This window comes from Rhizobium phaseoli, from assembly GCF_010668805.1.
Classification (GTDB): Bacteria; Pseudomonadota; Alphaproteobacteria; order Rhizobiales; family Rhizobiaceae; genus Rhizobium; species Rhizobium phaseoli_A.
In genome coordinates this window covers 72,601-79,994 of the sequence record NZ_WUFT01000025.1, presented here as the reverse complement: position 1 = coordinate 79,994, position 7,394 = coordinate 72,601, and the positions used below count along the sequence as shown (strand labels likewise).

Below are 7,394 nucleotides of genomic sequence, written 5' to 3'. Positions count from 1 at the left end.
CGCCACCTGGTCGCCATTGGTCTTCAGATGGCGGTCGATGCAATTGTAGGAGACGTTGGTCTGGCCGTCCTCGAACCACTTGATCGAGACCTTGCCGGTAAAGGACGTGTTCTTGACCTTGGTATAGGGCTTGAACCAGTCGATCCGTTTGCCGTGTTTGCCCCAGAATTTGTCGGGGTTCTCGACGCTTTCCTCGTACCATTTCAGGTACTTTTCCTTATCGATCAGGGCGCGCGCCTTCACCGGCTTCGTGACCGGATAGATCTTCTCCGACATGCAACTCCTCCTCATGGGACATGCGACGGGCCAGGTGAGTTTTAGGGCCCGGTTTCAAATCACGGCAATTCATAGCAGCTCGGATCGCCACGGCAATTAGACAAAGGTCATTTGATTTCGGAAGAATTGCAATTCTGCGACAGTGCGGTTATATAGCGGCATATTTCCCGGACATTGTGGTGACAATCCACGGACCGCGACCGGCGCGGACGATAGAAGGACTATATCCATGGCTCAAACACTGCTCATGCCGAAGGCGACAGCCATCTGGCTCGTCGACAATACGGCACTGTCTTTCGATCAGATCGCGCAGTTCTGCAAACTGCATCCGCTCGAAGTCAAGGCAATCGCCGATGGCGAAGCGGCGCAGGGTATCAAGGGCCTCGACCCGATCTCGACCGGACAGCTGTCCCGCGACGAGATCGCCCGCGCCGAAGCCAATCCGAACCACAAGCTGAAGCTTTCCGAACCGAAGGTGCGGGTGCCGGAATCCAAGCGCCGCGGCCCGCGTTATACGCCGGTTTCCAAGCGTCAGGACCGCCCGAACGCCATTCTCTGGCTCGTTCGCAACCATCCGGAGCTGAAGGACGCACAGATTTCCCGCCTCGTCGGCACCACGAAATCGACAATCGAGCAGATCCGCGAGCGCACCCACTGGAACTCCGCCAACCTGGCGCCGATGGATCCGGTGACGCTCGGCCTCTGCAGCCAGATCGATCTCGACATGGAAGTGGAAAAGGCTTCCAAGGGCCGACCGCTGCCGACCGCCGCCGAGCTCGGCGCGACGCTGCAATCGGCTCAGGAAACCGAGCGCCTGACCCCGAGCTACGAGCGCGAGGAGGAAAAGGAAAAGGAAATCGACGCCGATGCCGTCTTCCGCAAGCTGAGTTCGCTGCGCTCGGCGCCGAAGGACGAAGACGACGATCAGTACTGAGACATCGATTATCTCCGGTATGAGCTGACCGGCGGGGTTTTTTGTTGCGGATTGTCTGTTTCGAATTGGCAGCGGAACAGGGTTGCGATGTTCTGCGCCGAGCTGTTGGCGATCGAGAACGACTGGACGGCAAGCTGCTGCTGCGTCTGCAGCGATTCACATCGGCAGCGAACCGAGACCACGTTGGCGCAGCGCCTCGGAAATTTCCTCTAAAACCATTGGATCATCGATGGTTGCAGGCATTTTCCAGGGTATGCCATCAGCGATCTTCTGCATCGTGCCGCGCAGGATTTTGCCGGAGCGGGTCTTCGGCAAACGGTTGACGATGACGGCCATCTTGAAGGCGGCGACAGGTCCGATCGCATCGCGGATCATCCCCACGACCTCTGATTCGATTGCCGTCATGTCTCGGGAAACATTCCGTTTCAGCACCAGGAAACCACAGGGCACCTGACCCTTTACCGTATCGATCACACCGATCACCGCGCATTCGGCGACATCGGGATGGCGGGCGCAGACTTCCTCCATCGCCCCGGTCGAGAGCCGGTGACCGGCACAATTGATGATGTCGTCGGTGCGCGACATGATGAAGAGATAACCATCCTCGTCGATATAACCGGCGTCGGCGGTCTTGTAGGTGCCCGGAAACTCGTCGAGGTAGGCCGATCGGAAACGCTCGTCGGCATTCCAGAGGGTCGGCAGGCAGCCGGGCGGCAGGGGCAGCCTCACGACGATATTGCCGAGCGTCCCCGCCTCGATCGAATGGCCCGCATCGTCGAGCACCGCAATGTCATAGCCGGGCATCGGCAGCGCCGGCGAACCATGCTTGACGGGAAGGGCGCCGAGGCCGAGCGGATTGGCTGCGATCGGCCAGCCGGTCTCCGTCTGCCACCAGTGATCGATGACGGGGATCGCGAGCATGCGCTCTGCCCATTTCAGCGTCTCCGGGTCCGCCCTCTCGCCGGCGAGAAACAGCGCCCGCAGATCCGGCATCGGATACTGCCGCATCAGTTCACCGTCACCGTCCTCCCGCCGTATGGCGCGGAACGCCGTCGGCGCGGTGAACAGCACCCGCACATGATGTTCCGAAACAACGCGCCAGAACGCGCCGGCATCCGGCGTGCCGACCGGTTTTCCCTCATAGATCACCGTGGTGACGCCCGAGATCAGCGGCGCATAGACGATGTAGGAGTGCCCGACGACCCAGCCGATATCCGAAGCTGTCCAGAAGACCTCACCCGGTTTCAAGCCGTAGATATTCCGCATCGACCAGTTGAGCGCAACCAGATGGCCGCCATTGTCGCGCACGACGCCCTTCGGCTGGCCGGTGGTGCCCGAGGTATAGAGGATGTAGAGCGGGTCGGTCGCCTTGACCGGAACACAGGCGATCTCGGCGCCGCGAAACCGCGCTACCGCCGCGTCGAAATCCTGGTCGCGACCTCCGGCGAGATCTGCCCGAAGCTCTGGCCGCTGCAGCACCAGACAGCGCTCCGGCTTCGAATGCGCGATCTCAATCGCCTGGTCGACCAGAGGCTTGTAGGCGACGATGCGGCCAGGCTCGAGCCCGCAGCTCGCCGTGATCACCAGCTTCGCACCGCAATCATCGATACGGGCCGCAAGCTCGCTGGCGGCAAAGCCACCGAAGACGACCGAGTGAACGGCACCGATGCGGGCGCAGGCAAACATTGAAAACACCGCCTGTGGAACCATCGGCATATAGAGGATCACACGATCGCCTTTACCGATGCCAAGGTCGATCAGTGTCGCGGCGATGGCTTTCACCTCGTCAAGGACTTCGTCGTAGCTGAAACGGCGCTTCTCGCCGGTCATCGCACTGTCGAAGATCACCGCCGTCTCGCCGCCGCGCCCGGCCGCCACATGCCGGTCCAGGCAATTGTGGCAGGTATTGGTTTCGGCTCCTGAGAACCAACGGCCGTAGACGCCTTCGTCGGCTGAAAATACTCGTTCAGGCGGTTTGAACCAGTCGATATCGTCGGCTGCTTCGCGCCAGAAAGCTTCAGGGTCGCGTTTCCAAGCCGCATAGGCCTGATGATAGCCGCTCTGCATCTTCTCCTCCCCAGGACATGCAAGCCTCAATCTAAGCGGGGGAGGGCGGGACGGGAAGCCCGACCAAAGCAGCGTATCGGAACAGGTTGACTTTAGGACGGGCCGGGCCTGCTTTAGCGCGCCCCGAAAATCGCCGATCCAACGCGCACGCTGGTGGCGCCGAAGGCGATTGCCGTCTCGTAGTCGCCCGACATGCCCATGGACAGTTTTTCGACGCCGCATTTGAACGCGAGCTTTGCCAGCAGGGCGAAATGCGGTCCGGGATTTTCCTCGGCCGGCGGAATACACATCAAACCCTCGATGGAAAGACCCAGCTCTTCGCCGCAGAAGGTGACGAAAGCTGGCGTGTCGTCAGGCGCGATACCGGCCTTCTGCGGTTCGAGCCCGGTATTGACCTGGACGTAGAGCCGCGTCGTCTTGGCCTGCCGCTTCATTTCCTCGGCAAGCGCGCGGGCGATCTTTTCCCGGTCCACCGTCTCGATGACATCGAAGAGCGCCACCGCATCCGCCGCCTTGTTCGACTGCAGCGGTCCGATCAAATGCAGCACGATATCCGACCGCTCGGCCTTCAGCGCCGGCCATTTGCCCTGGCTTTCCTGCACCCGGTTCTCCCCGAAGACGCGCTGCCCGGCGTCGATGGCCGGGCGGATCGCCTCCGCCTCGAAGGTCTTCGACACCGCGACGAGCTGGACGGAACCAGCCAGACGATCCGCCTGGCGTTCCCCAGCCGCAATCCGCAACCGCACGTCGTTCAAGCGCTCTTGAAGTTCCATCGTTCTGCCTCGACATACCAGCATGAAAGGATTGGCAATGAACTAACCAGCCAATCTGTGCTTGCCAAGACCCGCTCCCGCGAAATCGCTTGAGCCGAGATGAAGATCGGCCGCTTGCAACGCCTGCAAAACTTGACGCTACGGTGGTTTCATGGTGAAGGTCTCGACCAACCTCCCCTGATTTTCCGGAATTTCGAATACCATGGCCACCGAACGTTATAATCCGCGCGACGCCGAGCCCCGCTGGCAGCAGAAATGGAATGAAGACAAGGTCTTCGAGACCGACAATTCAGATCCGCGCGAAAAATATTACGTCCTCGAAATGTTCCCCTATCCGTCGGGGCGCATTCATATGGGCCATGTCCGCAATTACGCCATGGGCGACGTCGTTGCCCGCTACAAACGCGCCCGCGGCTACAACGTATTGCATCCGATGGGCTGGGACGCCTTCGGCATGCCGGCGGAAAATGCCGCCATGGAGCGCGGCGTGCATCCGGCCTCCTGGACCTATCAGAATATCGGCTCCATGAAGGCCCAGCTGAAGGCCATGGGGCTGTCGCTGGATTGGAGCCGCGAATTCGCCACCTGCGATGTCGAATATTACCAGCATCAGCAGCATCTCTTCCTGGATTTCCTGGAGAAGGGTCTGGTCTATCGCAAGCAGTCGAAGGTCAACTGGGATCCCGTCGACAATACCGTGCTCGCCAACGAGCAGGTGATCGACGGTCGCGGCTGGCGCTCTGGTGCGCTGGTCGAACAACGCGAATTGACGCAATGGTTCTTCAAGATCACCGATTTCAGCCAGGATCTGCTCGACGCGCTGGATACGCTCGACCAATGGCCGGAAAAAGTACGCCTGATGCAGAAGAACTGGATCGGCCGCTCGGAAGGTTTGGCGATCCGCTGGGAGATCGTGCCGGAAACGGCACCTGCCGGCGAAAGCGAAGTCACCGTCTACACGACCCGGCCGGACACGCTCTTCGGCGCCTCCTTCCTGGCAATTGCCGCCGATCATCCATTGGCAAAGGATGCCGCCGCCAAGAACGCGGAGATCGAAGCCTTCTGCGAGGAGTGCCGCCGCGCCGGCACGTCATTGGCCGCCCTCGAGACCGCCGAGAAGAAGGGCATGGATACCGGTATCCGCGTCCGGCATCCGCTTGATCCCGCCTGGGAGCTGCCGGTCTATATCGCCAATTTCGTCCTGATGGATTATGGCACGGGCGCGATCTTCGGCTGCCCCTCCGGCGACCAGCGCGACCTTGATTTTGCTCGGAAATATGGCCTGTCGGTCGTGCCTGTCGTTATGCCGAGGGATGGCGATGCGGCAAGCTTTTCTGTCGGCGACACCGCCTATGACGGCGAAGGCGTGATGATCAATTCGCGCTTCCTCGACGGCAAGACGACCGAGGAAGCCTTCAATATCGTGGCCGACCGGCTGTCGGCCGCTTCGCTCGGCAATACGCCGCAGGGCGAGCGCAAGGTCAATTTCCGTCTGCGCGACTGGGGCATTTCCCGGCAGCGTTATTGGGGCTGCCCGATCCCGGTCATCCATTGCGATGATTGCGGCGTCGTGCCGGTACCGAAGAAGGACCTGCCGGTCAAGCTGCCTGACGACGTCACCTTCGACCAGCCGGGCAATCCTCTCGACCGTCATCCGACCTGGCGGCACGTCTCCTGCCCGACCTGCGGCAAGGACGCCCGCCGAGAGACGGATACGATGGATACGTTCGTCGATTCGAGCTGGTATTTCACCCGTTTTACCGCCCCCTGGGAGGGAAACCCGACCGATCCTGAGGCGGCTAACCGTTGGCTGCCGGTCGACCAGTATATCGGCGGCATCGAGCACGCGATCCTGCATCTGCTCTATTCGCGCTTCTTCACCCGCGCCATGCGCGAGACCGGCCATGTTGCCGCCACCGAACCCTTCAAGGGTCTGTTCACCCAGGGCATGGTGGTCCACGAAACCTATAGCCGCAGCGCCGGCGCCGGCCGCGAGTGGGTGGCACCGGCCGATATCCGCATTGACGAGCTTGACGGTAAACGCCGGGCTTTCCTGCTGACGAGCAACGAAGAAGTCGCGATCGGCTCGATCGAGAAGATGTCGAAGTCGAAGAAGAACGTCGTCGACCCCGACGATATCATCGCCTCTTATGGCGCCGATACCGCCCGTTTCTTCGTTCTGTCCGACTCGCCGCCGGAGCGTGATGTCATCTGGTCCGAGGCCGGCGTCGAAGGCGCCCACCGTTTCACCCAACGTCTGTGGCGGTTGATTTCGGAAGCCGCGGAGGCACTCTCGACCGTCGCCCCTGCACCGGCAACCGAGGGGGACGCGCTGTCGATCTCGCAGACCGCTCACAAGACGCTGAAGGCTGTCGAAAACGACTATGACAAGCTCTGGTTCAACAAGGCGGTCGCCCGGATCTATGAACTCGTGAACGCGCTGGCTGCGCCGATGACCGAGGTTGCGGCGGGTGGGGGTGATGCCACTTACCGCGCGGCGGTGCGTGATGCCGCCGAGATCCTGATCCAGCTGGTCGCGCCGATGACCCCGCATCTGGCTGAAGAATGCTGGACGGCACTCGGCAATGAAGGGCTGCTTGCCCGAACCGACTGGCCGCGATACGACGAAACGATCGTCATCGAAAATGATGTCGTCCTGCCCGTACAGATCAACGGCAAAAAACGCGCTGAATTGACAATTTCTCGCGACGCAGATCAGAATGCCGTCACCGCCGCCGTGCTGGAGCTGGACGCGGTGAAGAACGCGCTGAACGGACAGGCACCGAAGAAGATCATCGTGGTTCCCCAAAGGATTGTAAACATTGTCGTCTGATATCGCTTGCAAGCTGGTCCGCAATGCCGGCATCGCCATGATCCTTGCCTCCGCGGCCTTTCTCTCCGCCTGCCAGGTTCGGCCGCTTTACTCGGAAAATTCCGGTCTTACCGAAAAGCTTTCCTCGGTCGGCTTTTCCCCGGCAGGCAGCCGGATCGAGCAGCAGGTCCGCAATCACTTGATCTTCATGGCATCACGTGGTGCCGGCGAACCTGAAAAACCGGAATATCTGGTCGAAATGCACACCACTTCGTCTGTCGCCGATACGCTGCTTCAGGATTCGGCCGATACCTCGCGAGCCGGTCGTGTGACCGTCAGCGTCACCTATACGCTACGCGCAGCCGCCGACAATCGCGTCATCAAGGCCGGCAGCCGCGCGACCACGGCGCTAGTGGATTTCCCCGACCAGCAGTTCGCCAAGCAGCGGGCGACCCGTGATGCCGAGAACCGCGCGGCCGATCAGGTGGCGGAATTCGTGGGAGCCGATATCGCCGCTGCCCTCAGCCGCTGA

Annotated in this window: 6 protein-coding genes; 3 read left to right on the top strand and 3 right to left on the bottom strand. The window is 61.1% G+C overall.

Annotation, left to right across the window (positions count from 1 at the left end; genetic code table 11):
• Positions 1-276 (bottom strand): acetyl-coenzyme A synthetase N-terminal domain-containing protein (locus GR197_RS28140; protein ID WP_281409536.1); only part of this gene is annotated, 276 nt, incomplete at its 3' end.
• 229 nt (positions 277-505) lie between these two features.
• On the opposite strand from GR197_RS28140, the gene GR197_RS28135 reads away from it, so the two are divergent.
• Positions 506-1,210, top strand: coding sequence for a DUF1013 domain-containing protein (locus GR197_RS28135; RefSeq protein WP_007632151.1), 705 nt, complete (start codon positions 506-508; stop codon positions 1,208-1,210).
• 156 nt (positions 1,211-1,366) lie between these two features.
• On the opposite strand, the gene GR197_RS28130 is transcribed toward GR197_RS28135, so the two are convergent.
• Together GR197_RS28130 and GR197_RS28125 are read right to left on the bottom strand one after the other, a co-directional pair.
• The gene (locus tag GR197_RS28130) at positions 1,367-3,277 is read right to left on the bottom strand and encodes a propionyl-CoA synthetase (RefSeq protein WP_164015571.1); all 1,911 of its coding nucleotides are present in this window, start codon (positions 3,275-3,277) and stop codon (positions 1,367-1,369) included.
• Between the two features lie 113 nt (positions 3,278-3,390).
• Positions 3,391-4,050: a YggS family pyridoxal phosphate-dependent enzyme gene (locus tag GR197_RS28125; RefSeq protein WP_164015569.1), complete on the bottom strand. Its 660-nt coding sequence runs from the start codon at positions 4,048-4,050 to the stop codon at positions 3,391-3,393.
• Between the two features lie 202 nt (positions 4,051-4,252).
• On the opposite strand from GR197_RS28125, the gene leuS reads away from it, so the two are divergent.
• A complete protein-coding gene (gene leuS / locus GR197_RS28120; protein WP_164015568.1) occupies positions 4,253-6,883 on the top strand; it encodes a leucine--tRNA ligase in 2,631 nt (876 codons plus the stop codon).
• Positions 6,873-7,394, top strand: coding sequence for an LPS assembly lipoprotein LptE (gene lptE, locus GR197_RS28115; RefSeq protein ID WP_164015566.1), 522 nt, complete (start codon positions 6,873-6,875; stop codon positions 7,392-7,394). The genes leuS and lptE overlap by 11 nt, the downstream gene beginning before the upstream one ends.

Excerpts from the sequence above, each read along its gene's own strand:
- leuS (WP_164015568.1), top strand. The coding sequence starts at position 4,253 with ATGGCCACCGAACGTTATAATCCGCGCGACGCCGAGCCCCGCTGGCAG.
- GR197_RS28125 (WP_164015569.1), bottom strand. The coding sequence starts at position 4,050 with ATGGAACTTCAAGAGCGCTTGAACGACGTGCGGTTGCGGATTGCGGCT.
- GR197_RS28135 (WP_007632151.1), top strand. The coding sequence starts at position 506 with ATGGCTCAAACACTGCTCATGCCGAAGGCGACAGCCATCTGGCTCGTC.
- GR197_RS28130 (WP_164015571.1), bottom strand. The coding sequence starts at position 3,277 with ATGCAGAGCGGCTATCATCAGGCCTATGCGGCTTGGAAACGCGACCCT.